This is a genomic window from Pseudomonas sp. NPDC089741 (assembly GCF_044748825.1).
GTDB lineage: Bacteria > Pseudomonadota > Gammaproteobacteria > Pseudomonadales > Pseudomonadaceae > Aquipseudomonas > Aquipseudomonas helmanticensis.
The window spans coordinates 3,464-30,001 of the sequence record NZ_JBIVGT010000003.1 but is presented as its reverse complement, the minus strand read 5'-3'; the positions used below and the strand labels follow the sequence as shown (position 1 = coordinate 30,001).

Sequence of the window (26,538 nt, the reverse complement as noted above, 5' to 3'; positions counted from 1 at the left end):
CGGACATCGACTTCCCCGCCATCTAACCCACTCCCTGTAGGAGCTGCGGCACGCTGCGATCTTTTGACTTGGTTTTTAAAGACCAGATCAACAGATCGCAGCCTGCGGCAGCTCCTACACGGGGTGTGTCAGTCGTGATGGATGTCGGCGCGTTTCAGCAGTTTTTTGCAGCGTTCCGAGAGATGAAACACTTGCAGGTGCTTGCCGGCCTTGGCGTAACGCTCGCGCAGGGTTTTCAGTGCGGCAATCGCCGAGTAATCGACAAAGCTCAGATGCCGGCAATCCAGCGTGACCTTTTGCGGGTCGTTGGCCGGGTCGAACTGGTTGAGAAACGGCGTGGTCGAGGCAAAGAACAGCGTGCCATGCGGGCGATAGAGCTTGCTGCCGTCCGCCTCCAGATGTTCATCGGCGTACAGCTCGCGGGCCTGCTGCCAGGCGAAATTCAGTGCGGCAATGATGATCCCGCACAGCACGGCGGTGGCCAGATCGGTGAACACGGTGATGGTAGTCACCGCGATGATCACCAGCACATCGTTGAGCGGGACTTTGTTGATCACGCGCAACGACGCCCAGGCGAAGGTCTGCTGCGACACCACGAACATCACACCGACCAACGCCGCCAGCGGAATGCGCTCGATCAGCGGTGACAGAAACAGGATGAACAACAGAATCAGCACGCCCGCGACCACCCCGGACAAACGCCCGCGCCCGCCCGAGCTGAGGTTGATCACGGTCTGGCCGATCATCGCGCAACCGCCCATGCCACCGAATGCACCCGAGACCATGTTCGCCGCGCCCAGCGCCACGCATTCGCGGTCCGGGTAGCCACGGGTTTCGGTGATTTCGTCGGTGAGATTAAGCGTCAGCAGGGTTTCCAGCAAACCGACCAGCGCCATCAGGATCGCGTACGGGGCGATGATGCGCAGGGTCTCGAAGGTCAACGGGATGTCCGGCAAGGCCAACGTTGGCAAGCCGCCGGCAATGTGCGCCATGTCGCCGAGGGTGCGCGTCGGCAGGCCGAACAGGTAGACCAGCAGACCGACGCCGAGGATCGCCACCAGCGCCGGCGGCACCGCTTTGGTCAGGCGCGGCAGGACGTAAACGATGGCCATGGTCAGCGCCACCAACCCGGTCATCCAGTACAACGGCGTACCGCTGAGCCACGCTTCGCCGCTTTTGAAATGCTCCAGTTGCGCCAGCGCGATAATGATCGCCAGGCCGTTGACGAAGCCGAGCATCACCGGGTGCGGCACCATCCGCACCAGTTTGCCCAGGCGCAACAGTCCGAACGCCATCATGATCAAGCCGCCGAGCAGCACCGTCGCCAGCAGATATTGCACGCCGTGCTGGACCACCAGCGCAACGATCACCACCGCCATCGAACCGGCCGCGCCGGAGACCATGCCCGGCCGCCCGCCGAACAACGCGGTCAATGTACAAATGATGAAGGCGCCGTACAGGCCCATCAACGGATTGAGGTGCGCCACCAGCGCGAACGCAATGCATTCGGGCAACAGGGCAAACGAGGTGGTGAGTCCGGCCAGGACATCGGCGCGCAGACGAATCGGTTTCATGCTGTACCTGACTGAGCGGCCGCCGTGCGCGGCCGCAGATGTTCGCGGGATTTGAGGGGTGCGGATGTTACGGAAATGTCCGGGATCGGGCCAGTGATCGCTGACACTTGTCGACTTCGGCTTTATGCTGGCGCGCTCTTCTGTTCGTCGAGTTGAAACATGGGCTCTTTTATTACCGCCCGCGAAGTGTGCCAGCGTTTGCGTGACGCTGCGCTCGGCGTGCTGGCGTTCAACGTCTGCGAGCGGCCGAACGCGGCCGGGATGGTCGCGGTCGACATCGACGGCTGGTCTCTGCTGCTGGATTTTGCAGATGGCCGATTACATCACTGTGAACACGCCCGCACTGGCGATGGCAGGCATGGCGCATTCGACACTTGGCAGCGTTACGGCACCGATCCGGTGAGTTTGCTTAGCACCTGGGAATTGGCGCAGATCGAAACGTTACTGCGCGAAGCCACTCAACCCTGACGCAAATCGAGCAGGTAGGTGTAGTAACCGCTGTCGCGCACGTACCCCAGCGACTCGTACAAACCCTGCGCCGTGACGTTATCGGTGGCGGTTTCCAGCATCAGGCCTTTGGCGCCGGTCTGCAGTGCAAACTCTCGCGCCGTGTTCATCAGCAAGCGACCTACCCCGCGACCACGGGCAGCGGGTGTGGTGAACAGATCGCTGAGCAACCAGGTGCGATGGGCGTCGATCGACGAAAACGTCGGGTACAACTGCACAAATCCCAGCGCCGCGCCGGACTCATCCTGCACCAGAAAAATCGCTGATTCATTGCCGGCCATGCGCTCGGCGATGAACGCGCGTGATTGCTCAAGATTCGGCGGTTGCTGGTAAAAACCTCGATAGGCGTCGAATAACTGCGCCACCGCGTCCAGCTGTGCAGCGCCCGCGCGCAATGCCTGAATGGCCATTTCCCCTCCTTTTTTACATCAATGATCGAACCAGCATAGCGCTGCGCGTCGAGTATGCTGGATTCACCGCTATATAGTTTTGTATATTGCGAAACCGAAATCGCCAGAAGCTTTCCATGCCGTCCAATCAATTCGTGTCTCCATGAGTGCCATACGCGTACGTAACGAGCAGTTGATCCTCGCCGCCGCCAGCGAAGAATTCGCCGCCAAAGGCTTCGACGCCACCCAGACTCGCGACATCGCGGCCCGTGCCGGGGTGCCCAAGGCCAACCTGTATTACTACTTCCAGACCAAGGAAAACCTCTACGGCAAAGTGCTGCTGGGTTTTGTCGAACCGCTGCTGGAAGCTTCGGCGGTGCTACGTGAAAGCGATGATCCGCTGATTGGTCTGCGTGCCTACGTGGCGGCGCGGATTCGCATCGCCCGGGAACATCCGGCGATTGCCAAGGTGTTCAGCGGCGAACTGTTGCTCGGTGGCCGACAATTGCCCGACGAATGTCGCGACCTGCTGCACGCCGAAGCGCGGCGCAATGTCGAATGCCTGCGCAGCTGGATCGAGCGCGGCTTGCTCGCGCCGGTGGATCCGCAACATTTGATGCTGTTCATCTGGTCGGCGACGCGCACGTACACCAACATCGGCTGGCAGATGGGCTGCATCACCGGTCGACCCGATCCGCAGGATGAGGACTATCAGGCAGCGGCGGAAACGATTACGCGAATGGTGCTGGAGGGGGTGGTGTCGGAACCCGTGGAGAGTGCGCGTGGATGGTTGTTTGCGACGTGAATGACGCGGGGCTGCGAGGCAGCCCCGAGGATGTTCGCCAAGTACCTCGCCGCAGGGTGTCAGGGCATGAAATCCAGCGGCAAAGTTTCACCGTCCGTTGTTCGCTTGTGCCAGGCAAGCAGTGCTTCGGGCACACGTTTTTTCCATTGAGGTACGTTGGTGTAATAGCGGGCACGCAACTGACGCTGCTCATCGAACACCAATAACACGAGCCATACCCGAGCGTCCGGCGCTCGCATCAGGATGCCGGCATTGGTATTGGCCAGCCCACGTAACCAGAACTCATCGACCTGAGCATCCGGCACGTCGCTGGAAGGCTCGCCCGTCACCATCGATCCACTGTTTTGCAACAACGTCTGATAATCGCCTTTGAGCAGCGTGTGCAATAGCTCGTTTTCCTGCTCAGTCCGCGCCACGCCCAGGCTGAGCAGGTCGTAATCAATCGACAGCGACTGTTCCGACGCTACGTAGCGCCCGCCGTAATAAACCCCCATGCCACCACCGCAAGTTGGGTCTGCACCCTCTTGTGCAATGTCCAGCAGTCCGTTGAATGCGCTGAACTTCAACGAACAGTTGTCTTGGGCATAGTGCGCTTCGCTGCCCTCAATGGTGGCGACGCCATCCATGTCGCCGGAGTTGGCGCCGGCCACGCCAGAAATATCAAAGGCGATATGAGTGGCATCGATACACTTGGTATTCACCACAACCGCCGATGAAACGCCCCATGGAATGAGCTGCCAGGTCGCATCCCAATCGAAGGGTTTGGCCATGAACTCCAGGGCCTTGAGGCGCATCAGGTATTGCCGGCGCAAACACGCAACATCCGCAGCACATTGATTACGTTGCTTCAGCCAGCCTCGTTGATCGACTTTCAAGGCTTTCGCATCCACAACGTTCGGCAACGTCGCACGCCACAGCGAGGCCAGTTTCTCATCAAGATTGGAGATGTAGGGGTCGGAGCAAATGGTTTTCTCAGCCGGACTGGAGGCGCTGGCGCAATCGAAACTGCTGGCGTGTACAGCGGGAAAAAACATCAGGGAAGCCAGCAGAAAAGCGTGGCGGAGTTTGCAAGACAACATCGACAGATTCCATTCTTCGGGGCGGCGGCATTATGCCAGCGAAGTGTTGTCAGTGCTGCCGCCTTCGCGAGCATGCGTTGCTCCTGCAGTGGCTCGGGGGGGGGGGGTTATTTGAAGGTGATGGCGGCGGCGGGTTTTACGTCGATTCGGGCCACGGAGCCGGTCAGGTGGGCGAGGTCCTTGTTGTGTTCGGCGATGATGTCTTCGGCGCTGGTGTTGCCGTTGTTGATGGTCGAATGCGCATCGGCGGCGAGCACCACGTCATAACCCAGTTGATGGGCCTGTCGCACGGTGGCATTGACGCAGTAATCGGTTTGCAGGCCGCAGATGACCAGTTGCTCGAAATCTTCGCCGGGCAGCAGCTTGCGCAAATCAGTCTGGTAGAACGAATCCGGGGTGGTCTTGCGCACGCGCAGGTCTTTCGCACTTGTTTCAAGGCCTTCGGCCAATTGCCAGCCGTCAGCACCATGGGCCAGCGGGCTGCCCTTTTCTTCGTGCTGAATCAACACCACCGGCACGCCGGCTTTGCGCGCACGGCCGCTGAGGTCATTGATCGTATTGATCACGCGGTGAATGTCGAAACACTGGTATTCGCCCGAGCAGAGGGCGCGCTGGACGTCGATGATCAGCAATGCGGTGGTCATGGTGTGCCTTCCTTGATCAGTCCTTGAGACAGGGGCGGATATGACTCCGCCCCCTTTTTACGCCCCTCAGTAACCCAGTGACAACCCGGTGTTGCGCCGTGGATCGTTGGCGCCGTAGAAGCGGTTTTTGCCGACCGGTTTACCGCCCAGTGACGGCGCGCCGACCAGAATCGCGGCGATGTGGTTGGCATCCTGGGGACCTGCAAACTTGTGCCCCCAACTTTCGAGGATCTTCTTCGTATCCGGGCTGGCGGCGAAGTCTTCGAGGTTGGTTTCTTCCGGCATCCACTGCTGGTGGAAGCGTGGCGCATCGACCGCTTCCTGCAAGCCCATGCCGTAGTCGATGACGTTGAGCATGGTCAGCAAGGTCGCGGTGATGATCCGGCTGCCACCCGGTGTGCCCACCACCATCACCACTTTGCCGTCCTTGGTGACGATGGTCGGGCTCATCGACGACAGCGGCGCCTTGCCCGGGGCGATGGCGTTGGCTTCGCCCTGCACCAGGCCGTACATGTTCGGCACGCCGACCTTGGAGGTGAAGTCGTCCATTTCGTCGTTGAGGATCACCCCGGTTTTGCTTGCCATCACGCCGGCGCCGAACCAGTCATTGAGGGTGTAGGTGACCGAGACTGCGTTGCCCCACTTGTCGACGATCGAATAGTGCGTGGTGTTGCTGCCTTCATGCGGTGCGACGCCGGGTTTCAGCTCAGCCGACACACCGGCCTTCTGTGGCTGGATGGCGTCGCGCAGTTTGGTCGCGTAGTTCTTGTCGAGCAGGTGCTCGATCGGGTTCTTGACGAAATCCGGATCGCCGAGGTAGCTGTTGCGATCCACGTAAGCGTGGCGCATCGCTTCGATCTGGTAGTGCATGCCCTGGGCCGAATGGAAGCCCAGATCCTTCATCGGATAGCCTTCAAGAATGTTCATGATCTGGCAGATCACCACACCGCCGGAGCTTGGCGGTGGCGCGGAGACCACGTGATAGCCACGGTAATCGCACTCCACTGGCGCCAGTTCGCGGGTCTTGTACTTGTCGAGGTCGGCTTGGGTGATGATGCCCTTGTTGGCCTGGCTGGAGGTCACGATGGCATCGGCCACCCAGCCTTTGTAGAATCCGTCGGCGCCTTTTTCGGAAATCGTCCGCAGGGTTTTACCGAGATCCTTTTGCACCAGTTTCTGCCCGACCTGCATCGGCTCGCCGTTGTGCAGGAAAATCGAACCGGAATCGCGCATGTCCTTTTTGAACACATCGGTGGCGTAGTCCAGCAGTTCGACGTCGCCCTGCTCCAGTTCAAAACCGTCTTCAGCCAGTTTGATGGCCGGCGCGATCATTTCCTTGCGCGGTTTGGTGCCGTACTTGCTCAGGGCCAGCTCCATGCCGGACACGGTGCCCGGCACGCCGACGGCCAGATGGCCACGCGTACTCAGATCCGGGACGACGTTGCCGTCCTTGTCGAGATACATGTTGGCGGTCGCTGCCAGCGGAGCTTTTTCGCGGAAGTCGAGGAAGGTCTTGCGCCCGTCCGCCAATTGAATGGTCATGAAACCGCCACCGCCCAGGTTACCGGCGGCGGGATACACCACCGCCAGCGCATAACCCACTGCAACAGCGGCATCCACGGCATTCCCGCCGCTCTTCAAGACGTCGACGCCAACGTGAGTGGCGAGGTGTTGCGCGGTGACCACCATGCCGTTTTCGGCGGCAACCGGTGCCACCGAGGCGGCGTGAGCCATGAGGCAGCTGAGTGCCAGTGAGGTCGCTATCAGCGATTTGGCCAAAGGTTCGTACTTCATGAGTCGATCTCTTTTTTTGTTTTTAGGAGTTGGGCAAAACCCAGGGGAACGCTTCAAGAGCAACAAGCAGTATGGTCGGCTTTGCGTATTGCGCCTCCCTGCACGGGCGCTATGCTGGACGCCGTTCACACTTTGCGCCGGAGCCTGTCGTCATGCCCTACACGTTCATCACCCTGCCCTCGCCGGTCGGCGAGCTGAAGCTGGTCGCGAACGGCGCACGACTGGCGGCCATCCTCTGGGAAAACGACAAACCGAACCGCGTGCCCCTCGGGCCGATGAGCGCAGCGCCGGACAATCCGATCCTGCTGAAAACCGCCCGGCAGCTCGAAGAATATTTTGCCGGTACGCGCGATTGCTTCGATCTTGAACTGGACTTCGCCGGCACGGCGTTTCAGAAACAGGTCTGGGCCGCATTGCTGACCATTCCGTTTGGCCAAACACGCACCTACAGCCAGATCGCCGAGCAGATCGGCAATCCTGCAGCGGTAAGAGCGGTGGGTGCGGCGAACGGGCGTAATCCGATCTCCATCGTCGCGCCGTGTCATCGGGTGATTGGCGCATCCGGAAAACTGACCGGATTTGCCGGAGGCCTTGAGGCAAAAGAGCGGCTGTTGGTGCTTGAAGGTGGGCAGTGGCCAGGAACCACCGGACGTTTGGAAGGCTTCTAAATGTAGGAGCTGCCGCAGGCTGCGATCTTTTGATCTTCACCAACCCACAAAAAAGCCCGGCAGCGCTACCGGGCTTTTTGTTCACTTACCGCTGATGAGCAATACCCTCCACGAGCGCATCAAACGCCTGATCAGACAACCGCGCCCCATGAATCAGCGGCCCATAACGCCGGCTGAATTCCCAGTTGTACGGCACGCGATCCTTGCTGACGCCGTTGTCCCAGTTGACCGACCAGGTCATCAAGCCCTTGATCGGATGCCCCTTGATCGCCAGACGCTTCAGCGCATTGCCGACCACGGTGTTATCGATCACGTAACCGGTGGCAGCCGCATCATTGTTCGCTGGCAGACCGATGACGAACTTGTCCGCCGGGATTTTGGTGAAGCCACGCGTGCCGGTTACCAGACTTTCGGTCAGGTAATAGAGGAAGTCCTCCTTCAGCGCATCGTTGTTTTGCGCGATCCACGCGCCCGCACCGTTATTCGCTTCAGGCACCCAGACGCCGTCACCACCCTGGTTGTAGAACTGCGGCGCGATGAAGTCGTAGTAGCCTTCCAGTGCCTGCAGGTAACCGACGTATTTGCCGTTACTGGTCAGGTAGGGAAACTCCGGGGCCATGCTGATGATGAAGTGCTTGCCCTGGCCGGCGTAATGATCCTTGACCAGTTTCAGCGCAGCCGGCAGGACAGTCTTGTTGGCAGCGAAATCAATCGCGCTCTGTTCAAGATCGATGTCCAGACCATCGAAGCCGTAGGTTTCCACCAGCCGGATGATCTCGTTGGCCAGCGGTTGTTCCTGGCCGGCGCGCAGCTCGATGTGCGCATCGGCACCGCCGAGGGAAATCAGCACCGCCCGCCCCTGACTGTTGAGCACACCGACCTGGCGGCGAAACTCGGCATCGGAGACATTGAACGGTTTGAAGGTCGGAATCCCGCTGCCCTTCATGAAGGCCACCGCAACCACGTTGTACTCCTTGGGCACCTCTTCGAGCGCGAGGCTGGCGAAACGGCCTTGGCGATAACCATCGCTAGGCCCCGCCGACCAGTTGTGCCAGAAGCCCATGAGGATCTTCTTGCCGGCAATGTCCGGCATCAGCGAGGCAGCATCGCTCGCCGCGTTGTGCATTAAAGAAAAATCGATGTTTGACATGTTCTAATCCTTCAGAACGTGTGGATTTGGCGTTACGAACGCTATTTGAAGTCGACGTCAAAAGCCTGATAGAAAGCGTTGCCAGTGTTGGCGACGATCCACATCAGCACGATAACGTGATGACCCTTTTTATTGGCCGGTAGTTTCACCGCGTGATTGACCTTGGCCTTCAGCTCGTTCGGATAGCTGTAGTACGGCACCTGCGGGTAGAAATCCTCGAAGAACGGTTGGGTTTCCAGTTGCGCGCGGGTGATGCGTTGTTTCGGGTCCCAGCCATCCTTGGTGATCAGCCAGCGATAGCCGCGAGTGGTGTGCGGCGCGGTGTATTCCCATTTGATTTCGAGGGTCTGCCCCGGGGTGACGTTAAGCAGCGGCCAAGTGAACGGACGAGCGAGTTTCTTGCTCATTTCCTCGCTGGTGAAGTTCACGCAGTCGCGGGCATCGGTCTTGCCACCGCTGAGGATGTAACCGTCGGCTGGCGGCGTGACACTGTCAGAGTCGGTCTGATACGGCGCCGGGAAAGGCCCCGCCGTCAGTGCCGGGAAGTTCTTGCCACCTTCCATCTCGTTGACCTGCCAGGCACCGAGCAATCCTTGCTCGATGGCAACCGCACCGCGGCTGGCAGGGGAAATGACACGACCGTGTCGCAGTTGGGTTTGTGCTTGTGGTTGATTCATGTTTTTCACTCCGTTGATTTAAGAACTCTCCTGTCCGAGGAGAGGCCTTCAAGCTAACGGAGGGGTATTTTTTGTCCATCGGCGCTTTTGTCGCAGCCTGACGTCGAAAACCACTGAAACGGCGAAAATACTGGATGGATAAACAGTGCATTGCAACGATTCGTACCTGACGTGTAGCCAAAGGCGTACACGTCGATGTTACGAAATCTTGCATTCACCCATCACGGCAACTGCGCCTTGAACTCCTTTTCGTATTGCCCGGCCAGCTGCTCTTTCTGCTTTTCGTTGAGCAGTTTGCCGGCCATCTGGAAGAACTTCTGCTCTTCTTCCTTGAGATGATGATGAACCTTGTCCGAGAGTTTTTTCGCCGTGGCCAGCCACGCGGGGCTGGACATCTCGGTCTCGTCGAGTTCTTCCATCATCTCGTCCATTTCATGGTGTTCGGAAATCGCGTGACGGCTGAGATCGACGCCGTTGTCGAACTCCATCAACGGGATGTAGAAGTGCCGTTCTTCGGCGGTTTCATGAGCTTGCAGCTCAGCCTTGAGCTGTTTGTAGGCCTCGACCCGTTCTGGCGTGTCACCGCTGGTCTCGATCAGGGTTTTGGCGTAGCTGCGCTGGCGGTCGTGGCTTTCGCGAAGGGCTTCGAAAATGTTCATGGGATGTCCTCATCAACCGCGTGCTGGAATGACGCTGTAAAGGCTAGACCCCGGCGTGAGAGCGGCAGTTCCACCGAGTTGAAGAAGCGTTTGGAAGATGTCCGTCGGGCAGGATAGGCTGTTGATTCAGACCACAAGGAAGTCATGCATGAACTTGCATATCGAGTTGTCGCAGAACCCCACCGAAGAACAACGCAACGCGATTCTGGCGCCGCTGCGCGCGCATAACATCGCCCAGGCCGGCGCCTCGAAGAAGGAACCGCTGGCGCTGTTGGTGCGCGACGAGCACGACGCGATTCTCGGCGGCCTGTATGGCCACACGTTCTATCGCTGGTTATTCATTGAGCTGCTGGCAGTGCCGGAGCAAGGGCGCGGCCAGGGCATCGGGTCAAAGTTGATGCAGATGGCCGAGGATTTTGCCCGGGACAACGATTGCGTCGGGATCTGGCTCGACACCTTTTCGTTTCAGGCGCCGGAGTTTTACCGCAAGGTGGGGTTTAGCGAGTGTGGCGAGATTGTCGATTATCCGCTGGGGCATAAGCGGCATTTCTTTCAGAAGCGGCTTATCGGTTGAATTCAAGGGCCTCTTCGCGAGCAGGCTCACTCCTACATTGGATTTGTGCACGACACGGACAATGTAGGAGTGAGCCTGCTCGCGATGGCGGCTTTAGCATCACCGCACGATCAAAGGCAGGTCGCCAACGCCGCCAGGCGCCGCTTGGCAACAAAATCATCCTTCTGCGCGTAGTAATTCAACGTCGTGCCCGACGCCTCGGTGATCACGTCGACAAACGACTCCGCCGAACGCGTATAGACCGTTGTCCCGCCAAGCTTGCGTGGCTCCAGATAAGCCGCCGCATCGACACCGAACACCGCCTCGTCCTGCCAGCCGAATTGCACGCACTGAGCCACGACTTTCTCGGCTTTGTCCGAGGTCAGTACTTTGTAAGGGGCTTGCGTGCGAGCATCGTTCATCGCCGAACCCGCGCAACCGGCCAGCACCGTCGCGGCCAGCGCTACCATCAGAATTCGCATTGCATTCGCTCATTCAGAAAAAAGCGGACTGTATCACTGCAACGCGGGAAATCGTTCTGCTTTACTGCATTTATAGCGCGACACCTGCCCGCCGCTGCGGCAACCTAAGGACATCAGCCTCACAAGGAAAACCCATGGCGCCTACCGACCAACGACATGAACACGCCCTGCAAGTATTTCTCGATGCCCGCCCCGAGCTGCGCGAAAGTCTCGACCATCTCAATCCGTTGCTGGCCCAGGCCAAGGGCGAAACCCAGGCACAGTATCGCGAAGAGCGCCTGCATGAAGCGTTTGAGGCCGAGGCGGAAAATCTCGGACTGTTTGCCTGGGAATTGACCTTGCAATTGACGGCTGATTCGCCCGAGGAATATCAGGTGCAACGTTTGGAAGTGCATCGTGAAGTCGCAGAAATGGCCGGGATGGATTGGCTGGAATATTGCGATTTGTATGGGATAGAACCGTAACTGCCGCTCAAGGACACCTGCACCGATGCTGCCATCCGCCTCGACTCATCGCGCCAGCCCTGGCCATCTGCACACGCAAAAGTGGCGCGGCCGCGTGGGTCTGGCACTGGTGGCGAGCCTGTCGGTACTGGCCGGAATGACCGATGCCATCGGCTTCATGGCCAGCGGCGACTTCGTCTCGTTCATGAGCGGAAACACTACCCGACTGGCCGTGGCAATCAGCGTTGGTGACATCGGACTGACCATGCGCCTGGTGATTCTTGTCACCACGTTCGTGGTCGGTAACGCCTTGGGGGTTGTCGTGGCGCGTCTGGCCGGACGACGCGCGCTGCCGCTTTTGCTGTGCATCGCCACCCTGCTCTGTGCGGCGGCAGCCTGGCCGTATGACACGCAACTGCCGGCATTGCTCGCAGCGATCATTGCGATGGGCATGCTCAACGCGTCGGTCGAAGAAGTGAATGGTTTACCGGTCGGACTCACCTATGTCACCGGCGCGTTGTCGCGATTCGGACGCGGACTGGGCCGCTGGATGCTTGGCGAACGGCGCAGCGGCTGGCGGGTGCAGTTGGTGCCGTGGAGCGGGATGTTCATCGGCGCGATTCTGGGAGCGGTGCTGGAACATCATTTCGGACTCAAGGCGATGTTTGCCAGCGGTTTACTGGCCGCGATGATCGGGCTGCTCTCGCTGAAAATCCCGCGGCGCTGGCAACTCGGCTACATGCCCCGCTAACCGCAAATCCCCTGTAGGCGCTGACGAGTGAAACGAGGTTGCGATCTTTTGATCTGGTTTTTTAAAATCAAGATCAACAGATCGCAGCGTGCCGCAGTGCCTACAGGGATCGGGTTTGCGCGATCCTTTGGCGGCCGCAATGCTTTATCATGGCCGCAGTTTTGCTGATCGAGTCCGTCATGAAGTTCGCCATCGCGCTGTTTTCCGCCGCCCACGCGCCCTCCTCGCGCCGCGCCCTGCTGTTTGCTCAGGCTGCGCTGGCCGGTGGGCATGAAATTGTCCGGCTGTTTTTCTATCAGGACGGCGTCTACAACGCCTCGGACGCGGTGGTCACGCCGCAGGACGAACTCGACCTGCCCAAGCAGTGGCGCGCATTCATCAGTGAGCAAAAGCTCGACGGCGTGGTGTGTATCGCCGCTGCCCTGCGTCGTGGTGTGTTGAACAATGAGGAAGCCCAGCGTTATCAGCGTGAAGCGGTTTCCGTCAGCGCGCCGTGGGAGTTGTCCGGTCTCGGTCAGTTGCACGACGCGGTGCAAGACGCCGACCGTCTGATCTGCTTCGGAGGTGCGTAACATGGCCAAATCCCTGCTGCTCATCAGCCGCCAATCGCCATGGTCCGGCCCGGCTGCCCGCGAAGCGCTGGACATCGTCCTCGCCGGTGGTGCCTTCGATCTGCCGATCGGTCTGCTGTTTCTCGATGACGGTGTGTTGCAACTCGCTGCCGGGCAGAACGCCAAGGCCCTGCAACAGAAAGACCTCAGCGCCAACCTGCAAGCGCTGCCGATGTTTGGTGTAGAAGAGTTGTTCTACTGCGCCGACAGCGCCAGCGCCCGTGGCCTCGACCAGTTGTCGCTGGACGAAGCGCAGGCGCTGGCCGCCGAGCAAATCACCGCCCTTATTGACCGTTACGACCAAGTGATCACCCTCTGATGTCGACTTTGCACGTGTTGTCTCATTCCCCGTTCGGCGATGATCGCTTGAACAGTTGCCTGCGCATCATCGGCAATGCAGACGCGTTGCTGCTGTCCGGCGACGCGGCTTATGCGTTGCAACCCGGCACTGCGCCGTTTAATGCGCTGCAAAGCCGTCAGGTGAAACTGTTCATCCTCGCGGAAGACGCGCAGGCCCGCGCCATCGAGATCCCGGACTGGGCCGAAGCCATCGATTACCCGGCCTTCGTCGAGCTGTCGATCCACCACGACAAGGTCAATAGCTGGCTATGAATTCGATCACCGTCGGCGCCCGCGCCATCGAACTGGACAAGGACGGTTTTCTGGTCGACTTGAGCGACTGGTCGGCCGACGTCGCCAGCGCCCTCGCCGCCGCAGAAGAGATCGAGTTGACGCCTGAACACTGGGAAGTCCTCGAACTGCTGCGCAGCTTCTATGCAGAATTCCAGCTGTCGCCGGCCACACGTCCGCTGATCAAGTACACCGCGCTGAAACTCGGCCCGGATAAAGGCAACAGCCTGCACCTGAACCGACTGTTCAAAGGCACCCCTGCCAAACTCGCCGCGAAACTGGCGGGCCTGCCCAAACCGACGAATTGCTTATGACCGACTTTCCAGCGCTGACCCTCGAAACACCCGCCGAGCACCCGTTCGCCCAATTCGTGCGCATTCTCGGCAAGGGTAAACGCGGCGCTCGCGACCTGACCCGCGAAGAGGCTCGCGAGGCGATGGGCATGGTCCTCGACGACAAGGTCGAAGACACTCAGCTCGGCGCCTTTCTGATGTTGCTGCGGCACAAGGAAGAAAGCGCCGAGGAAATGGCCGGTTTCACCGAAGCCCTGCGCGCACGTTTGCAGGCGCCGGCCTTGAATGTCGATCTGGACTGGCCGACCTATGCCGGCAAGAAGCGCCATCTGCCGTGGTATCTGCTGGCGGCCAAGTGCCTGGCGCAGAACGGCCTGCGCATTTTCATGCACGGCGGCGGCGCACACACCGCCGGGCGTCTGTATAGCGAACAACTGCTCGGCGAGCTGAACATTGCGTTGTGCCGCAATTGGCAGCAGGTTGGCACGGCGCTGGATAACGGTGGTCTGGCGTTCATGCCGCTGGTGGACTGGGCGCCGCAGCTGCAAAAGATGATCGACCTGCGCAATACGCTGGGCCTGCGCTCACCGATTCATTCGCTGGCGCGGATTCTCAATCCGCTGGGCGCACGTTGCGGGCTGCAAAGCATCTTCCACCCCGGCTATCAGGCTGTGCACCGCGATGCCAGCGGTCTGCTTGGCGACACGGCGATTGTGGTCAAGGGCGACGGCGGCGAAATCGAGATCAACCCGGATGCCGACAGTCACCTTTACGGTACTACCGGCGGCGAGAGCTGGGACGAGGAATGGCCGCAACTGTCGGCGCAACGTCACGTCAAACCGGCCTCGCTGGAGGTCGAACACCTGAAGGCCGTGTGGCGCGGCGACGTGGTCGACAGCTACCCGCAAATGGCCCTGATTGCGACCATGGCCCTGGCATTGCGCGGTCTCGGTCAAAACCGTGAACAGGCTTTCGCCACCGCCGAGCAATATTGGGCCGCTCGGGACAAATCGATTTAACCGATCATTCACGCCCGATCTTTGCGCTTTTTGTTCGAACTCATCGGAATAGACTCGACTCCAACGATTATTATTGGTTTACGGAGTCTTGATCATGGGTTTACTCGTCGACGGCCACTGGCAGGACAAGTGGTACGAAAGCAGCAAGGACGGCGCGTTCCAGCGCGAACAGGCCAAGCGCCGCAACTGGGTGACCGCAGACGGCCAGCCCGGCCCGAGCGGTGAAGGTGGCTTCGCCGCTGAAGCCGGGCGTTATCACCTCTACGTTTCGCTCGCTTGTCCATGGGCGCATCGCACGCTGATCCTGCGCAAACTCAAAGGCCTGGAAAGTCTCATCGACGTTTCGGTAGTCAGTTGGTTGATGCTGGAAAACGGCTGGACCTTCGACAAGTCGCACGGCTCGACCGGCGACAAACTCGATGGCTTTGACTTCATGCACCAACGCTACACCGCCGATACCGCCGACTACACCGGGCGTGTGACCGTGCCGGTGCTGTGGGACAAAAAGCTCAAGCGCATCGTCAGCAACGAATCGGCGGAGATTATCCGCATGTTCAACAGCGCGTTCGATGGCTTGACCGGCAACGATCTGGACTTCTACCCGGCGCCGTTGCGCGGTGAAATCGATGCGCTGAACGAGCGGATTTATCCGGCGGTGAACAATGGCGTGTATCGCGCAGGGTTCGCCACGTCGCAACAGGCTTATGAAGAAGCGTTCGATGAGGTGTTTGCCGAGCTCGATCATCTGGAGCGCGTGTTAGGCGCCAACCGTTATCTGAGCGGTGAATACCTGACTGAAGCGGACGTGCGTCTGTTCACCACCATGATTCGGTTTGACGCGGTGTACCACGGCCACTTCAAGTGCAACCTGCGGCGGATTGCCGATTACCCGAATCTGTCGAACTGGTTGCGTGAGTTGTATCAGTTGCCGGGGATTGGCGAGACGGTGGATTTTCAGCACATCAAAAATCACTACTACGGCAGCCACAAGACCATCAACCCGACGGGAGTTGTGCCGAAGGGACCGGAGCAGGATTTCACTGTGGCCCATGATCGGGCGCGGTTGGCTGGCAAAGGGGTTTGGTTGAAGGGTTAACAACAAAAGATCGCAGCCTTCGGCAGCTCCTACATGAGAATGCGTTCCCCTGTAGGAGCTGCCGAAGGCTGCGATCTTTTGATCTGCTTCAGACCTGCGCCTGAGCGCCCTCGAACCACGCCAGTTTCTCGCGCAGTTGCACCACTTCCCCAACGATCACCAATGTCGGCGCATGCACTTCATGCTCCGCCACCAATCGCGGCAGATCAGCCAGCGTGCCGGTAAAGACCCGTTGATTGACCGTGGTGCCCTGCTGAATCAACGCCGCCGGAGTATCCGCCGAACGACCGTGCTTGATCAGCTGTTCGCAGATAACCGGCAAACCCACCAGGCCCATGTAGAACACCAGCGTCTGCGCCGGCGCGACGAGGTCGGCCCACGGCAGATCGGTGGAACCGTCCTTCAAATGCCCGGTAACAAAACGCACTGACTGCGCGTAATCACGATGAGTCAGCGGAATCCCGGCATACGCCGCGCAACCGCTGGCCGCCGTAATTCCCGGCACCACCTGAAACGGAATGCCGTGGGCCGCCAGCTCTTCGATCTCTTCGCCGCCACGGCCGAAGATAAACGGATCACCGCCCTTCAAACGCACCACACGCTTACCGGCCTTCGCCAGATCGACCAGTTGCTGGTTGATCTGATCCTGCGGCACGGCGTGATCGGCACGACGCTTGCCGACATAAATGCGTTCGGCATCGCGACGGCACAGTTCAAGAATCGCCGGCGCGACCAAGCGGTCGTACAGCACCACATCAGCTTGCTGCATCAGGCGCAAGGCCTTGAAGGTCAGCAGATCCGGATCGCCCGGCCCTGCTCCGACCAAATACACTTCACCAGTGGTGACCGTGGCTTCGCCATCGATCTTCGCCTGTAGCAAACGCTCGGCTTCGGCGCCCTGCCCGGCCAGTTGCCGATCGGCAATCGGGCCCTGGAACACGTCTTCCCAAAAGCCACGGCGCTGCTGCACATCCGGAAACAGGGTTTTCACCTGATTGCGGAAGCGTGCCGCGAGCCCGGCCAGATGGCCGTAAGTCGATGGAATCCAGGTTTCGATCTTGGCGCGAATCAACCGCGCCAGTACCGGCGCATCGCCGCCGCTGGACACCGCGATGATCAGCGGCGAGCGATCGACGATCGCCGGGAAGATCACGCTGCACAAGGCAGGCGCATCGACCACGTTGACCGGCACGCAGCGCCGATGAGCATCGGTCGAGACTTGTGCGTTCAGCGTTTCGTCGTCGGTGGCGGCGATGATCAGCCCGCAACCGTCCAGATCGGCCTCGACGTAACCGCGCAACAGGCATTCACCGCCAGAGGCGACGACCAGTTCACGCAGTTGCGCTTCGATTTCAGGTGCGACCACCCGCAGCAGCGCACCGGCGTCGGCCAGCAGGCGGGACTTGCGCAAGGCAATTTCCCCCCCACCGACGACCAACACACGACTGCCGCGCAGGTTGTGAAACAGCGGCAGATATTTCATTTAGCCGATGACCTCAAGGCCACCCATGTACGGCTTCAGTACGTCCGGCACGCGGATCGAACCGTCGGCCTGCTGGTAGTTTTCCAGCACGGCCACCAGCGTACGACCAACCGCCAGACCCGAACCGTTCAAAGTGTGCACCAGCTCAGGCTTGCCGGTTTCCGGGTTGCGGAAACGCGCTTGCATGCGGCGGGCCTGGAAGTCGCCGCAGTTCGAGCACGAGGAAATTTCGCGGTACTTGTCCTGGCTCGGGATCCACACTTCGAGGTCGTAAGTCTTGACCGCGCTGAAGCCCATGTCGCCGGTGCACAGGGCCAGGGTGCGGTAAGGCAGACCGAGCAGTTGCAGGACTTTTTCGGCGTTGGCGGTCAAGCCTTCCAGCGCTTCCATCGAGGTCGACGGCTCAACGATCTGGACCATTTCAACTTTGTCGAACTGGTGCTGGCGAATCATGCCGCGCGTGTCGCGACCCGACGCACCGGCTTCACTGCGGAAGCACGGAGTGTGAGCGACGAACTTGATCGGCAGCAGTTTCGAATCGACGATTTCGCCGGCAACGATGTTGGTCAGCGACACTTCGGCGGTCGGGATCAGGTACAGATCGGCTTCGCCTTCGCGGGCGATCTTGAACAGGTCTTCTTCGAACTTCGGCAGCTGACCGGTACCTTGCAGTGCCGGCGCCTGAACCAGATAAGGCGTATAGGCCTCTTCGTAGCCGTGCTCATTGACGTGCAGGTTGATCATGAACTGCGCCAGTGCGCGGTGCAGACGGGCGATCGGGCCACGCAGCAAGGCGAAACGGGCGCCGGACAGCTTGGCGGCGGTTTCAAAATCCAGCCAGCCGAACTTCTCGCCCAGGGCAACGTGGTCTTTCACTTCGAAATCGAAGGCCGTCGGCGTGCCCCAGCGGCGCACTTCGACGTTGTCGTCTTCGTCTTTGCCGACCGGCACGGATTCGTGTGGCAGGTTAGGAATACCCAGCACGATCGAGTCCAGCTCGGTCTGGATCCCGTCCAGCTCGACTTTACCGGCGCTCAGTTCGCCCGCCATACGCTCGACGTCCGCCATCAACGGAGCGATGTCTTCGCCGCGCTGCTTGGCCTGACCGATGGATTTGGAACGCGCGTTACGCTCAGCCTGCAGTGCTTCGGTGCGGGTCTGGACGGTCTTGCGCTGTTCTTCCAGCGCTTCGATGCGCGCGGTATCCAGGGCAAAGCCACGGGAAGCCAGGCGGTCCGCTACGTCCTGAAGGTTGCTACGTAACAGTTTGGAATCGAGCATGTCGGTTTCTCGTTATCAAAGTTTGGTCAAAGACAGGCCAGCCCACGTTGCGAGCAGCCCGCCGAATACGCTGAGTGCCGCATAGCCCAGGGCCAGCGGTACTTGCCCGCTTTCCAGCAGGCGCACCGTATCCAGTGAAAAGGATGAAAAAGTCGTCAGGCCCCCGAGGAAGCCGACCATCAACCCGGCGCGCACCTCGATCGGCACTTCCGGGCGTATCAAAAACAGGCCGTACAACACGCCAATCAACAGACAGCCCACGATATTAACGGCCAGCGTCGCGGTATAGAAGTGCCGCGGCCAATTGGCGCTGATCCAATTGCCGGTGGCGAAGCGCAACAAGGTGCCGGCCATGCCGCCGACGGAGACTGCAATAATCAGTGGAACCACTATTTTCTCCGCTGCCTAGGGCTTAAACGATCGAGTTGGGCGAGGTGGTTGAGCTTCTCGCCGATCTTCAATTCCAGGCCGCGAGGCACCGGTTGATAGAACGCAATCGGCTCGAGTTCTTCCGGGAAATAATCTTCGCCGGCAGCGTAGGCATCCGGTTCGTCGTGGGCGTAGCGGTATTCGTCGCCATAACCCAACTGTTTCATCAGCTTGGTCGGCGCGTTGCGCAAATGCAGCGGCACTTCCAGCGAGCCGTGTTCGGCGGCGGCACGCAGGGCGGTTTTGAAACCCATGTACACCGCGTTGCTTTTTGGCGCACACGCCAGATAAGTGATGGCTTGCGCTACCGCCAACTCGCCTTCCGGGCTGCCGAGGCGTTCCTGCACTTCCCACGCCGCGAGGCACAGGCTCAGTGCGCGCGGGTCGGCGTTGCCGATGTCTTCGCTGGCCATGCGCACCACGCGCCGGGCCAGATACAACGGATCGCAACCGCCGTCGATCATCCGCGCAAACCAGTACAACGCGCCGTCGGGATTGGAGCCGCGTACCGATTTGTGCAGCGCCGAGATCTGGTCGTAGAACGCTTCGCCGCCTTTGTCGAAGCGTCGACGGGTGTCGCCGAGCAGGCTTTGCAGCAGCTCGGTGCCAATCTCGCTGTCGTCTTCGGCCAGATCCGAGGCGTTTTCCAGCAGATTAAGCAGGCGCCGACCATCGCCATCGGCGGCGGACAGCAGCATCTGGAAACCTTCATCGTTGAGCGTCAGATTGCGCTTGCCCAGGCCGCGCTCTTCGCTGAGCGCGCGCTGCACCAGTTTGCGCAGCGCCGCTTCGTCGAGGCTTTTCAGCACGTAGACGCGCGCGCGGGACAACAAGGCGTTATTGAGTTCGAACGAAGGGTTTTCGGTGGTGGCGCCGATGAAGATCAGCGTGCCGTCTTCAACGTAGGGCAGGAACGCGTCCTGCTGGGATTTGTTGAAGCGGTGCACTTCATCGACAAACAGAATCGTGCGCTTGCCGTACTGGCCGGCTTGCTGCTTGGCGATTTCAACCGCCTGACGGATCTCCTTGACCCCGGCGAGCACCGCCGAGACCGTTTCGAAGTGCGCATCGGAGACTTCCGCGAGCAATCGCGCCAGGGTGGTTTTGCCCACGCCGGGCGGGCCCCAGAAGATCATCGAATGCAGGGCACCCTGCTCCAGCGCCTCACGCAGAGGCTTGCCGCGAGCGAGCAGGTGTTCCTGGCCGACGTACTCATCCAGATTGGTCGCCCGCAAACGCGCGGCCAGTGGCTGGGCAATCGGTGCACTGCGAAACAGATCCATCACGTAGCGTTGAAACCTCTATTTTTTCGAATACTGTGTGAAACCGTGTGGCGAGGGGATTTATCCCCGTTGGGCTGCGAAGCTGCCCCAAAAGCGACGACTGCTGCGCAGCCGAACGGGGATAAATCCCCTCGCCACAATAGCCCCTCAACAGCAGGCCCTCACCACAAAGGCCCTGACACAAGGGGCCTGGATTTATTCCTGGATCACGTCCGCACCCTTGGGGATGTCGAACTTGAACTTCGAGGCTGGCACTGGCTCGTTGGCCTTGACCCCGGTGAACAGGATGTTGGTGCGCTGGCCGACGCTGTCGATCAGTTGCATGTCGTTAAGCAGACCGTTGCGGAATGACAGACGCAGGTTGTCGAACAGGGTGTCCTTGGTTTTCGGCTTGAGGGTGAAGTCGATCACGCCGCCCGCTTCTTTCGCGCTGATGTCGAAGCTCTGGCTGATCTTCGACACGTCACCGGACAGCAGCAGCGCCGGGGTCTGGGTCAGGCGTTCGTCGAGCTTCTTGATGGTGGCCTGTTCCAGGTCCGGATCCCACAGCGTTACCTTCTTGCCATCGGAAACCATGGTCTGCTCGGCCGGCGCATTGGTGTGCCAGTAGAACAGGCCCGGACGCTGCAGGGTCATGTCGCCAGTGGTTTCCTGCAACTGCGTGCCGCCGCCGTCGAGGGTCAGCTGCGAAAAGTTCGCGCTCAGGGTCTTGGATGTTTCCAGCAATTGGGTCAGACGTGCCACGTCCTTGTCATCGGCGTGAGCCGTGAGGGTGGTCAACGCCAGTACTGGCAACAGCATGCGGATAAGACGCATGGGAGTCCTCTTGAATACTCGTGGGAGAGCGGCGGAACATCATTGTCCCGCCTCTTGCTTTTGCAATCAGTCGCGAACCGGGCCCGGGGCCAGGACTTCACGCGAACCGTTGGTGTTCATGGAGGTGACGACGCCGGCCATTTCCATGGCTTCGATCATCCGCGCAGCGCGGTTGTAACCGATCTTCAGCTTGCGCTGTACCGCAGAAATCGATGCACGACGGCTTTCGAGAACGAACTGCACGGCTTCGTCATACAGCGCGTCGGTTTCCGGATCATCGCCATCGCCGCCTCCGCTGCTGCCTTCGAAGCCGCTGCCGGCCTCTTCGACACCGTTGAGGATGTCGTCGTTGTATTCCGGGGCGCCGCGCAGTTTCCACGCCTCCACCACACGGTGGACTTCTTCGTCGGAAACGAACGCGCCGTGAACCCGGATCGGCAGGCTGGTGCCCGGCGGCATATAGAGCATGTCACCGTGGCCCAGCAGTTGTTCGGCGCCGCCCTGGTCGATGATGGTCCGCGAGTCGATCTTGCTCGACACCTGGAACGCCATACGCGTCGGAATGTTGGCCTTGATCAGACCGGTGATCACGTCCACCGACGGTCGCTGGGTCGCGAGGATCAAGTGGATACCCGCCGCACGCGCTTTCTGCGCGATACGGGCGATCAGTTCTTCAACCTTCTTGCCGACGATCATCATCATGTCAGCGAATTCGTCGACGACCACAACGATGGTTGGCAGCTTCTGCAACAGCGGCGCTTCGTCGTGGATGCTTTCGCGCTTGTACAGCGGATCGCTCAACGGCTCGCCGGCGTCCTGGGCTTCCTTGACCTTGGCGTTGAAGCCCGACAGGTTACGCACGCCCATTTTCGCCATCAGCTTGTAGCGCCGTTCCATCTCGGCAACGCTCCAGCGCAAAGCGTTGGCAGCGTCTTTCATGTCGGTCACAACCGGGCAGAGCAGGTGCGGAATGCCTTCGTAGATCGACAATTCCAGCATCTTCGGGTCGATCATGATCAGCTTGGCGTCTTCCGGGCCGGACTTGAACAGGATCGACAGGATCATCGCGTTGACACCAACCGATTTACCGGAACCGGTGGTACCGGCCACCAGCAAGTGCGGCATCTTCGCCAGGTCAGTGATCACCGGTTTGCCACCGATATCGTGGCCCAGCGCCAGGGTAACCGGCGATTTGAAGTTGTCGTACTCAGGCGTCGACAGCACTTCGGAGAAGCGCACGATCTGCCGGTCTTCGTTGGGAATCTCGATACCGACGGTGGTCTTGCCCGGAATTACCTCGACCACCCGCACACTGGTCACGGCCAGCGAACGCGCAAGATCTTTCGCCAGGTTGGCAATGCGGCTGACTTTGACGCCAGCAGCCGGCTGGATTTCGTAACGGGTAATCACCGGGCCGGGATGGATCGAATCCACCGTGACTTCGACGCCGAACTCCTTGAGCTTGATCTCCAGCAAGTGGCCGACCGCTGCCAGGGATTCCGGCGAATAATTGAGTTGTTTCTTTTCCGCAGGATCGAGGATCGAGATCGGCGGCAAGGTGCCTTCCACGGCGCTGTCGACGAACAACGGCACCTGTTTCTCTTTCTGTACGCGCTTGCTTGGCTCTGGGGCCTTGACCGGCGCCGGGGCAATCACTGGCGGCACCTGTTTCTCGCGGTCGGACATGTGCTTGCTCAGGGCTTGCTCACGTTCGATCAGGCGTTCTTTGACTTTGGCTTGCTCGCGCTTGTCGGTGACCGTTGGCGCGACCACATCATGCACGCGATCGTCGACTTCACGCAGCTGCGCGACCAGTTGTTTGCGCTCGGTACGCGCCGACCACCAGCGGTTGAGTGCGCCCTGGAACAGTTCGAACAGGTCGAGGGTGATCTTGCCGGTGATGTCCATCACCTTGAACCACGACAGGTCGGTGAACACGGTCAGGCCGAACAGGAACAGGGCAATGAACAGCAGTGTGCTGCCTTGAATGTTCAGCGCGTTCTTCGCCAGATTGCCGAGGCTTTCGCCCAGCGCACCGCCCGCACCCGCCGGCAGACCCGACGCCGCATGAAAGTGCAGATGCGCCAGCGCAGCGCCGGACAGCACCAGAAACACCAGACCGATCAGGCGCCAGGAGAACAGCCAGCCGCTCCACTGCCACGGCTCGTGACGCTGACGAAAAATCTGATAAGCCTTGATTGCCAGCAGCAACGGGAAGATATAGGCGAAATAGCCGAGCACCATAAACAGGATGTCGGCGCTGTAGGAGCCCGCCGGGCCGCCGAAATTCTGTACGTCGTCGATCTTGCTGTTGTGGCTCCAGCCCGGATCGTCCTTGCCGTAGGTCAGCAAGGCCATCATCAGGAACAGGCACAAGGCGCCAATGGCGATCAATGCACCTTCCTTGAGCCGGTAGTGCAACTGTTGGCGCCAGAGCGGAACGACTGTTTTAGGTGCTGCGGTGGATTTCTTCAAAACGCTACTTTTCCTGCGCCCGAGGCGCGTCCATCTATTGAATGACGATAAAAAACTGCCCAATCCAGGCAGGTAACAAAGTGAGCGAGCGCAACTGGGACTACTTTTAACACTGCGCCGAGGCTTTTAAAAACACGGCACAGCGCGAATATTCTGTAACAGCCCGGCATTGTACGGGTTTGTACGTGCGATGCCATGCTTCAAACCCCAGGGTAAAGCATAGTCAAGCACACAAACCTGTGGGCCAATTTGAGCATGCATTACCTTTTGTGACAAAGGCTTATGAGGTGTATTTGATGAACGCAGCGAAGCATTCACGCCTGATCATCCTCGGCTCCGGCCCGGCCGGTTACAGCGCCGCCGTATACGCCGCCCGCGCCAACCTCAAACCGGTGGTGATTACCGGTCTGCAGGCCGGTGGCCAGCTCACCACCACGGTCGAAGTCGACAACTGGCCCGGCGACGTCGAAGGCCTCACTGGGCCGGTGTTGATGGAGCGCATGCAGAAACACGCCGAACGCTTTGCCACAGAGATCGTTTACGACCACATCCACACCGCCAAGTTGCAGCAGCGCCCGTTTGAGCTTGTCGGCGACAGCGGCACCTACACCTGCGACGCGCTGATCATTGCCACCGGCGCCTCGGCGCAGTATCTGGGCCTGCCGTCGGAAGAAGCCTTCGCCGGCAAGGGTGTTTCCGCCTGTGCGACCTGTGACGGATTCTTTTATCGCAATCAGGTGGTCGCGGTCATCGGTGGTGGCAACACTGCCGTGGAGGAAGCGCTGTACTTGTCGAACATCGCCAAAGAAGTGCATTTGGTCCATCGTCGCGACAAGTTGCGCTCAGAGAAAATCCTCCAGGACAAACTCTTCGAAAAAGCCGCGAACGGCAATGTGCGCCTGCACTGGAGCCAGAATCTCGACGAAGTGCTCGGTGATGCCAGCGGTGTGACCGGCGCCCGTCTGCGCGACAGCCACACCGGCGAAACCCGCGAGCTGGCGCTGGCCGGCGTGTTCATCGCGATTGGCCACAAACCCAACACCGACCTGTTTCAAGGCCAACTGCCGATGCGTGACGGTTATTTGCAGGTCAAGGGCGGCAGCGACGGCGATGCCACCGCCACCGCCATCCCCGGTGTGTTTGCCGCCGGCGATGTCGCTGACCATGTTTATCGCCAGGCCGTCACCTCAGCCGGCGCCGGCTGCATGGCCGCGCTTGATGCCGAGAAGTATCTGGACGACATTCCTGTCATTTAACGGCACACTTTATCGCGGGCCGAACGGTCCGCACTGCCCTCCCCTTCTGCAAGCCTGGATGCCATGCTGACTTGGTTACAACGCAATTCCCTGACTTTTCCGCCACTGGAAAAGGCCATGCGCGACCCCAACGGACTGCTCGCCGCTGGCGGAGATCTGTCTGCCGATCGTTTGATCCAGGCGTATCGCCACGGCTGTTTTCCGTGGTTTTCCGAAGGCCAGCCGATTCTCTGGTGGTCGCCGGACCCGCGCACCGTGTTGTTTCCCGACGAACTGCATGTCTCGCGCAGCCTCGGTAAACTGTTGCGCCAGCAACGCTATCAAGTGACGTTCGATCAGGACTTCGATGCGGTGATCCGCGCCTGCGCCGCGCCCCGCGATTACGCCGACGGCACCTGGATCACGGAGGCGATGCAAGACGCTTACATTGAACTGCACCGCCGCAGCTTTGCCCACTCGGTCGAGGTTTGGGATCAGGGCGAATTGGTCGGTGGCCTGTATGGACTGGCGATGGGCCGACTGTTTTTCGGCGAGTCGATGTTCAGCCGCGCCGACAATGCCTCGAAATATGGCTTTGCCACGCTGGTACAGCACCTGAAAGACGCGGGATTCGTGCTGATCGATTGCCAGATGCCGACCGATCATCTGCACAGTCTCGGCGCCCGGGCCATTCCCCGCGACGAATTCGCTGATTATCTGGCCCGCCACCTGGATCAACCCAGTCGCGCCACCTGGGTTTGCTGAGCGACTTTTGCGCGCGTGGCTTACACTTAATTCACCAGCTTATCCCGAGGGTTGATCATGACCGAGTTGGCGCGTTTGAAGTTCTATGCCACTCAGCCTCACTCTTGCAGTTATCTGCCCGAGGAGCAGGCCACGACCCTGTTTCTCGACCCGAGTCAGCCCATGGATGTGCACGTCTACGCAGACCTGTCGGAAATGGGCTTTCGTCGCAGCGGCGATCATCTGTACCGGCCGCATTGCCAGAATTGCAATGCGTGCGTGCCTGCGCGCATTCCGGTCGCGCAGTTCACCCCCAATCGTCAGCAGAAACGCATTTTCAAACGCAATGCCGATTTGCAAGTGCGCCCGGCCAAGCCGCAGTTCAGCGAAGAATATTTCGATCTGTACCAGCGCTACATCGAACAACGCCATGCCGACGGCGATATGTACCCGCCGAGCCGTGATCAATTCTCGACGTTTCTGGTGCGCGACCTGCCCTTCTCGCGCTTTTACGAGTTCCGACTCGACGGACGGTTGCTGGCTGTGGCGGTGACCGATTTGCTGCCCAACGGTTTGTCGGCGGTGTACACCTTCTACGAACCTGACGAAGAGCGGCGCAGCCTCGGGCGTTTCGCGATCCTGTGGCAGATCGGCGAGAGCCAGCGTCTCGGGCTTGAAGCGGTTTACCTGGGTTACTGGATCAAGAACTGCAAAAAGATGAACTACAAGACGCAATATCGGCCCATCGAATTGCTGATTAATCAGCGCTGGGTCATCCTCAACTAAACCCGCACCCTAAACCCCTTGGCGTAAACCCCATTTTTCGGGCACAATGCACGCCGCTTTTGCCTGGCGCAGTTGCACCGGGCCATTCATTGGATACCGAGGGCTTTACTGCATGTCGAAAGAAGACAGCTTCGAAATGGAAGGCACTGGCGTCGACACCCTGCCCAACCCCCGGGGTCGGG

The 26,538-nt window shown here is 59.9% G+C and carries 29 protein-coding genes and 2 pseudogenes; 16 read left to right on the top strand and 15 right to left on the bottom strand.

Annotated features, from left to right (window positions below):
- Positions 1 to 128: 128 nt before the first annotated feature.
- Positions 129 to 1,574 (bottom strand): SulP family inorganic anion transporter, encoded by a 1,446-nt coding sequence (locus ACIPZE_RS04150; protein WP_400771556.1) that lies wholly within the window; start codon positions 1,572 to 1,574, stop codon positions 129 to 131.
- 159 nt (positions 1,575 to 1,733) lie between these two features.
- On the opposite strand from ACIPZE_RS04150, the gene ACIPZE_RS04145 reads away from it, so the two are divergent.
- Entirely contained in the window at positions 1,734 to 2,042 is a 309-nt protein-coding gene (locus ACIPZE_RS04145; protein WP_283436019.1) for a hypothetical protein, read from the top strand.
- On the opposite strand, the gene ACIPZE_RS04140 is transcribed toward ACIPZE_RS04145, so the two are convergent.
- Positions 2,033 to 2,491, bottom strand: coding sequence for a GNAT family N-acetyltransferase (locus ACIPZE_RS04140; protein WP_400771553.1), 459 nt, complete (start codon positions 2,489 to 2,491; stop codon positions 2,033 to 2,035). The two genes, ACIPZE_RS04145 and ACIPZE_RS04140, sit on opposite strands and share 10 nt — an antisense overlap.
- 142 nt (positions 2,492 to 2,633) lie before the next feature.
- Here ACIPZE_RS04140 and ACIPZE_RS04135 point away from each other — a divergent pair, with 142 nt between their 5' ends.
- On the top strand, positions 2,634 to 3,275 hold the full coding sequence (locus ACIPZE_RS04135; protein ID WP_400771550.1) for a TetR/AcrR family transcriptional regulator: 642 nt from the start codon (positions 2,634 to 2,636) through the stop codon (positions 3,273 to 3,275).
- Positions 3,276 to 3,334: 59 nt separating this feature from the next.
- Here the strand turns inward: ACIPZE_RS04135 and ACIPZE_RS04130 are convergent, their stop codons facing one another.
- The 3 genes from ACIPZE_RS04130 to ggt form a co-directional block, all read right to left on the bottom strand.
- Positions 3,335 to 4,354 carry a lysozyme inhibitor LprI family protein gene (locus ACIPZE_RS04130; RefSeq protein ID WP_400771547.1) on the bottom strand — a complete coding sequence of 340 codons (1,020 nt, stop codon included), beginning with the start codon at positions 4,352 to 4,354 and terminating at the stop codon, positions 3,335 to 3,337.
- Positions 4,355 to 4,461: 107 nt separating this feature from the next.
- Positions 4,462 to 4,998, bottom strand: coding sequence for a cysteine hydrolase family protein (locus tag ACIPZE_RS04125; RefSeq protein ID WP_283436016.1), 537 nt, complete (start codon positions 4,996 to 4,998; stop codon positions 4,462 to 4,464).
- 66 nt (positions 4,999 to 5,064) lie between these two features.
- On the bottom strand, positions 5,065 to 6,792 hold the full coding sequence (gene ggt, locus ACIPZE_RS04120) for a gamma-glutamyltransferase (RefSeq protein ID WP_283436015.1): 1,728 nt from the start codon (positions 6,790 to 6,792) through the stop codon (positions 5,065 to 5,067).
- 152 nt (positions 6,793 to 6,944) lie between these two features.
- Between ggt and ACIPZE_RS04115 the strand changes: the two genes are divergently transcribed.
- Positions 6,945 to 7,460: a methylated-DNA--[protein]-cysteine S-methyltransferase gene (locus tag ACIPZE_RS04115; protein ID WP_400771545.1), complete on the top strand. Its 516-nt coding sequence runs from the start codon at positions 6,945 to 6,947 to the stop codon at positions 7,458 to 7,460.
- Between the two features lie 127 nt (positions 7,461 to 7,587).
- Here the strand turns inward: ACIPZE_RS04115 and ACIPZE_RS04110 are convergent.
- The 3 genes and pseudogenes from ACIPZE_RS04110 to ACIPZE_RS04100 all read right to left on the bottom strand — a co-directional run.
- Positions 7,588 to 8,610: pseudogene (locus tag ACIPZE_RS04110) on the bottom strand (chitinase); the annotation flags it as partial.
- 41 nt (positions 8,611 to 8,651) lie between these two features.
- The gene (locus tag ACIPZE_RS04105; protein ID WP_283436013.1) at positions 8,652 to 9,287 is read right to left on the bottom strand and encodes a lytic polysaccharide monooxygenase auxiliary activity family 9 protein; all 636 of its coding nucleotides are present in this window, start codon (positions 9,285 to 9,287) and stop codon (positions 8,652 to 8,654) included.
- A gap of 221 nt (positions 9,288 to 9,508) precedes the next feature.
- Positions 9,509 to 9,946, bottom strand: a complete 438-nt coding sequence (locus ACIPZE_RS04100) for a hemerythrin domain-containing protein (protein WP_283436012.1) — start codon at positions 9,944 to 9,946, stop codon at positions 9,509 to 9,511.
- Between the two features lie 148 nt (positions 9,947 to 10,094).
- Between ACIPZE_RS04100 and ACIPZE_RS04095 the strand changes: the two genes are divergently transcribed.
- Positions 10,095 to 10,520, top strand: coding sequence for an N-acetyltransferase (locus ACIPZE_RS04095; RefSeq protein WP_129394492.1), 426 nt, complete (start codon positions 10,095 to 10,097; stop codon positions 10,518 to 10,520).
- A gap of 110 nt (positions 10,521 to 10,630) precedes the next feature.
- On the opposite strand, the gene ACIPZE_RS04090 is transcribed toward ACIPZE_RS04095, so the two are convergent.
- On the bottom strand, positions 10,631 to 10,981 hold the full coding sequence (locus tag ACIPZE_RS04090; RefSeq protein ID WP_400771540.1) for a hypothetical protein: 351 nt from the start codon (positions 10,979 to 10,981) through the stop codon (positions 10,631 to 10,633).
- Positions 10,982 to 11,115: 134 nt separating this feature from the next.
- Here ACIPZE_RS04090 and ACIPZE_RS04085 point away from each other — a divergent pair, with 134 nt between their 5' ends.
- From ACIPZE_RS04085 to ACIPZE_RS04050, 8 genes are all read left to right on the top strand, one after another.
- Positions 11,116 to 11,445, top strand: coding sequence for a DUF6388 family protein (locus tag ACIPZE_RS04085; protein ID WP_400771537.1), 330 nt, complete (start codon positions 11,116 to 11,118; stop codon positions 11,443 to 11,445).
- A 25-nt stretch (positions 11,446 to 11,470) separates the two neighbouring features.
- Positions 11,471 to 12,175 (top strand): YoaK family protein, encoded by a 705-nt coding sequence (locus tag ACIPZE_RS04080; protein ID WP_283436008.1) that lies wholly within the window; start codon positions 11,471 to 11,473, stop codon positions 12,173 to 12,175.
- Between the two features lie 179 nt (positions 12,176 to 12,354).
- Positions 12,355 to 12,747 (top strand): sulfurtransferase complex subunit TusD, encoded by a 393-nt coding sequence (tusD, locus tag ACIPZE_RS04075; protein ID WP_283436007.1) that lies wholly within the window; start codon positions 12,355 to 12,357, stop codon positions 12,745 to 12,747.
- Between the two features lies 1 nt (position 12,748).
- A complete protein-coding gene (gene tusC, locus ACIPZE_RS04070; RefSeq protein WP_129394497.1) occupies positions 12,749 to 13,105 on the top strand; it encodes a sulfurtransferase complex subunit TusC in 357 nt (118 codons plus the stop codon).
- Positions 13,105 to 13,398: a sulfurtransferase complex subunit TusB gene (tusB, locus tag ACIPZE_RS04065; protein WP_400771533.1), complete on the top strand. Its 294-nt coding sequence runs from the start codon at positions 13,105 to 13,107 to the stop codon at positions 13,396 to 13,398. Before tusC ends, tusB begins: the two co-directional genes overlap by 1 nt.
- Positions 13,395 to 13,730 (top strand): TusE/DsrC/DsvC family sulfur relay protein, encoded by a 336-nt coding sequence (locus ACIPZE_RS04060; protein WP_283436005.1) that lies wholly within the window; start codon positions 13,395 to 13,397, stop codon positions 13,728 to 13,730. The genes tusB and ACIPZE_RS04060 overlap by 4 nt, the downstream gene beginning before the upstream one ends.
- Positions 13,727 to 14,728, top strand: a complete 1,002-nt coding sequence (locus ACIPZE_RS04055; protein ID WP_129394500.1) for a glycosyl transferase family protein — start codon at positions 13,727 to 13,729, stop codon at positions 14,726 to 14,728. The genes ACIPZE_RS04060 and ACIPZE_RS04055 overlap by 4 nt, the downstream gene beginning before the upstream one ends.
- 94 nt (positions 14,729 to 14,822) lie before the next feature.
- Positions 14,823 to 15,824, top strand: a complete 1,002-nt coding sequence (locus ACIPZE_RS04050) for a glutathione S-transferase family protein (RefSeq protein ID WP_283436003.1) — start codon at positions 14,823 to 14,825, stop codon at positions 15,822 to 15,824.
- Between the two features lie 88 nt (positions 15,825 to 15,912).
- On the opposite strand, the gene cysG is transcribed toward ACIPZE_RS04050, so the two are convergent.
- The 6 genes from cysG to ACIPZE_RS04020 all read right to left on the bottom strand — a co-directional run bounded on the left by cysG (position 15,913) and on the right by ACIPZE_RS04020 (position 23,591).
- Entirely contained in the window at positions 15,913 to 17,307 is a 1,395-nt protein-coding gene (gene cysG / locus ACIPZE_RS04045; RefSeq protein WP_400771530.1) for a siroheme synthase CysG, read from the bottom strand.
- The gene (gene serS, locus ACIPZE_RS04040; RefSeq protein ID WP_129394503.1) at positions 17,308 to 18,588 is read right to left on the bottom strand and encodes a serine--tRNA ligase; all 1,281 of its coding nucleotides are present in this window, start codon (positions 18,586 to 18,588) and stop codon (positions 17,308 to 17,310) included.
- A gap of 15 nt (positions 18,589 to 18,603) precedes the next feature.
- Positions 18,604 to 18,978 carry a fluoride efflux transporter CrcB gene (gene crcB / locus ACIPZE_RS04035; RefSeq protein WP_093100589.1) on the bottom strand — a complete coding sequence of 125 codons (375 nt, stop codon included), beginning with the start codon at positions 18,976 to 18,978 and terminating at the stop codon, positions 18,604 to 18,606.
- A complete protein-coding gene (locus ACIPZE_RS04030) occupies positions 18,978 to 20,300 on the bottom strand; it encodes a replication-associated recombination protein A (protein WP_283436001.1) in 1,323 nt (440 codons plus the stop codon). Before ACIPZE_RS04030 ends, crcB begins: the two co-directional genes overlap by 1 nt.
- Positions 20,301 to 20,495: 195 nt before the next feature.
- The gene (gene lolA / locus ACIPZE_RS04025; RefSeq protein WP_129394506.1) at positions 20,496 to 21,116 is read right to left on the bottom strand and encodes an outer membrane lipoprotein chaperone LolA; all 621 of its coding nucleotides are present in this window, start codon (positions 21,114 to 21,116) and stop codon (positions 20,496 to 20,498) included.
- 66 nt (positions 21,117 to 21,182) lie between these two features.
- Entirely contained in the window at positions 21,183 to 23,591 is a 2,409-nt protein-coding gene (locus tag ACIPZE_RS04020; RefSeq protein ID WP_129394507.1) for a DNA translocase FtsK, read from the bottom strand.
- 296 nt (positions 23,592 to 23,887) lie between these two features.
- Here ACIPZE_RS04020 and trxB point away from each other — a divergent pair, with 296 nt between their 5' ends.
- From trxB to ACIPZE_RS04000, 4 genes and pseudogenes are all read left to right on the top strand, one after another.
- Entirely contained in the window at positions 23,888 to 24,847 is a 960-nt protein-coding gene (gene trxB, locus ACIPZE_RS04015; protein WP_400771524.1) for a thioredoxin-disulfide reductase, read from the top strand.
- 63 nt (positions 24,848 to 24,910) lie between these two features.
- Complete coding sequence (aat, locus tag ACIPZE_RS04010) at positions 24,911 to 25,591, top strand: leucyl/phenylalanyl-tRNA--protein transferase (protein WP_400771522.1); 681 nt, start codon at positions 24,911 to 24,913, stop codon at positions 25,589 to 25,591.
- Between the two features lie 57 nt (positions 25,592 to 25,648).
- Complete coding sequence (locus ACIPZE_RS04005) at positions 25,649 to 26,356, top strand: arginyltransferase (RefSeq protein ID WP_129394511.1); 708 nt, start codon at positions 25,649 to 25,651, stop codon at positions 26,354 to 26,356.
- A 112-nt stretch (positions 26,357 to 26,468) separates the two neighbouring features.
- A pseudogene (locus ACIPZE_RS04000) lies at positions 26,469 to 26,538 on the top strand (hypothetical protein); the annotation flags it as partial.

Excerpts from the sequence above, each read along its gene's own strand:
- ACIPZE_RS04100 (WP_283436012.1), bottom strand. The coding sequence starts at position 9,946 with ATGAACATTTTCGAAGCCCTTCGCGAAAGCCACGACCGCCAGCGCAGC.
- ACIPZE_RS04050 (WP_283436003.1), top strand. The coding sequence starts at position 14,823 with ATGGGTTTACTCGTCGACGGCCACTGGCAGGACAAGTGGTACGAAAGC.
- ACIPZE_RS04090 (WP_400771540.1), bottom strand. The coding sequence starts at position 10,981 with ATGCGAATTCTGATGGTAGCGCTGGCCGCGACGGTGCTGGCCGGTTGC.
- trxB (WP_400771524.1), top strand. The coding sequence starts at position 23,888 with ATGAACGCAGCGAAGCATTCACGCCTGATCATCCTCGGCTCCGGCCCG.
- tusB (WP_400771533.1), top strand. The coding sequence starts at position 13,105 with ATGTCGACTTTGCACGTGTTGTCTCATTCCCCGTTCGGCGATGATCGC.
- aat (WP_400771522.1), top strand. The coding sequence starts at position 24,911 with ATGCTGACTTGGTTACAACGCAATTCCCTGACTTTTCCGCCACTGGAA.
- cysG (WP_400771530.1), bottom strand. The coding sequence starts at position 17,307 with ATGAAATATCTGCCGCTGTTTCACAACCTGCGCGGCAGTCGTGTGTTG.
- ACIPZE_RS04055 (WP_129394500.1), top strand. The coding sequence starts at position 13,727 with ATGACCGACTTTCCAGCGCTGACCCTCGAAACACCCGCCGAGCACCCG.
- lolA (WP_129394506.1), bottom strand. The coding sequence starts at position 21,116 with ATGCGTCTTATCCGCATGCTGTTGCCAGTACTGGCGTTGACCACCCTC.
- serS (WP_129394503.1), bottom strand. The coding sequence starts at position 18,588 with ATGCTCGATTCCAAACTGTTACGTAGCAACCTTCAGGACGTAGCGGAC.
- ggt (WP_283436015.1), bottom strand. The coding sequence starts at position 6,792 with ATGAAGTACGAACCTTTGGCCAAATCGCTGATAGCGACCTCACTGGCA.
- ACIPZE_RS04115 (WP_400771545.1), top strand. The coding sequence starts at position 6,945 with ATGCCCTACACGTTCATCACCCTGCCCTCGCCGGTCGGCGAGCTGAAG.
- tusC (WP_129394497.1), top strand. The coding sequence starts at position 12,749 with ATGGCCAAATCCCTGCTGCTCATCAGCCGCCAATCGCCATGGTCCGGC.
- ACIPZE_RS04030 (WP_283436001.1), bottom strand. The coding sequence starts at position 20,300 with ATGGATCTGTTTCGCAGTGCACCGATTGCCCAGCCACTGGCCGCGCGT.
- ACIPZE_RS04005 (WP_129394511.1), top strand. The coding sequence starts at position 25,649 with ATGACCGAGTTGGCGCGTTTGAAGTTCTATGCCACTCAGCCTCACTCT.
- ACIPZE_RS04105 (WP_283436013.1), bottom strand. The coding sequence starts at position 9,287 with ATGAATCAACCACAAGCACAAACCCAACTGCGACACGGTCGTGTCATT.
- tusD (WP_283436007.1), top strand. The coding sequence starts at position 12,355 with ATGAAGTTCGCCATCGCGCTGTTTTCCGCCGCCCACGCGCCCTCCTCG.
- ACIPZE_RS04060 (WP_283436005.1), top strand. The coding sequence starts at position 13,395 with ATGAATTCGATCACCGTCGGCGCCCGCGCCATCGAACTGGACAAGGAC.
- ACIPZE_RS04135 (WP_400771550.1), top strand. The coding sequence starts at position 2,634 with ATGAGTGCCATACGCGTACGTAACGAGCAGTTGATCCTCGCCGCCGCC.
- ACIPZE_RS04095 (WP_129394492.1), top strand. The coding sequence starts at position 10,095 with ATGAACTTGCATATCGAGTTGTCGCAGAACCCCACCGAAGAACAACGC.
- ACIPZE_RS04125 (WP_283436016.1), bottom strand. The coding sequence starts at position 4,998 with ATGACCACCGCATTGCTGATCATCGACGTCCAGCGCGCCCTCTGCTCG.
- ACIPZE_RS04150 (WP_400771556.1), bottom strand. The coding sequence starts at position 1,574 with ATGAAACCGATTCGTCTGCGCGCCGATGTCCTGGCCGGACTCACCACC.
- ACIPZE_RS04140 (WP_400771553.1), bottom strand. The coding sequence starts at position 2,491 with ATGGCCATTCAGGCATTGCGCGCGGGCGCTGCACAGCTGGACGCGGTG.
- ACIPZE_RS04130 (WP_400771547.1), bottom strand. The coding sequence starts at position 4,354 with ATGTTGTCTTGCAAACTCCGCCACGCTTTTCTGCTGGCTTCCCTGATG.
- ACIPZE_RS04145 (WP_283436019.1), top strand. The coding sequence starts at position 1,734 with ATGGGCTCTTTTATTACCGCCCGCGAAGTGTGCCAGCGTTTGCGTGAC.
- ACIPZE_RS04085 (WP_400771537.1), top strand. The coding sequence starts at position 11,116 with ATGGCGCCTACCGACCAACGACATGAACACGCCCTGCAAGTATTTCTC.
- ACIPZE_RS04080 (WP_283436008.1), top strand. The coding sequence starts at position 11,471 with ATGCTGCCATCCGCCTCGACTCATCGCGCCAGCCCTGGCCATCTGCAC.